Origin of the sequence: Neisseria sp. HMSC073G10 (genome assembly GCF_001812605.1) — a bacterium.
GTDB lineage: Bacteria > Pseudomonadota > Gammaproteobacteria > Burkholderiales > Neisseriaceae > Neisseria > Neisseria subflava_A.
Map to the genome: position 1 here is coordinate 1 of NZ_KV809546.1, position 904 is coordinate 904.

The window sequence follows — 904 nt, forward strand, 5'->3', positions numbered from 1 at the left end:
TAATGTCGCCCTCGCGGCTGCGGATATTGATGTCATCGCCAGCTTTCAGGCTGCTTTGTTGGCTTTGGCGGTAGTGTTGGTTTTGCTCTTTGCCGGCGGTTTTAAAGCCGAAACCGGCTTCAACGGACAAGAGGACGGCGCCCTGCTGTCCGGTTTGGTTTTTGACGGCGTCGGCCACTTTGCCGACGGAATCGGCCAGCTGGTAGGCTTGGGCGCCGGCGGCCAGGGTCTGCAGGGCGCGGGTGCGGTCGTCGGCTTTGCTTTTGGCTGCGCCCTCGGCAGCGTTGACCAAATCGATCAGCGGCGAGGAAATTTTGGCGAAGGTGCCGATTTTAAGGTCGCGCTCGCTCTGGCGGCTGCGGCCGTGGTTGTCGGCGGTGCGGATATCAACGCTTTGGGCGGCAATGTCGATGTCGCGGGCGGCGGCAACATCACTGCCGGTTTGGCGGTAGGCGCCGCCGGCATCTATCCGCACGCTGCCTTTCAGGCTGCCGATTTGGCTGGCGGTCTGCCGGGTTTCTTCGCCTTCGCTCTCGCGGCGGTTTTTCATCCAGCCGCTAAAGTGCTCGGTATCGGATATGACGGCGCTGCCGATGCCCGAAGAAACTTGGCGCTCGCTCTGGCTTTGGCGGTGTTCGGCGGCGCGGATGTCGATGTCGCCGCCGGCTTTAAGCAGCAGGTCGTCTTGGGAGACCAGACTGCTGCCGCTGACGGCGATATTGCCTTTTTCGGCAAGCAGACGGGTTTTACCGCCCACGGACAGGGTGCTGCCGCTGATGCTGCCGATCTCGCCCGCAGCCTGCCCCTGATCGTTAAAGGTGCCGAAGGGGGTGATATGGTCGCGGTTGTCGATGGAGAAACCGCTGCGCTTGCTGCTGCCGGTTTGCCGGCGGCTGTCGGCCGC

General features: G+C 62.9%; 1 protein-coding gene. It reads right to left on the reverse strand.

The genetic code is table 11. The features are described from left to right. On the reverse strand, nucleotides 1-904 hold a 904-nt coding region (locus HMPREF2865_RS11355), incomplete at both ends, for a hemagglutinin repeat-containing protein (RefSeq protein ID WP_210399366.1).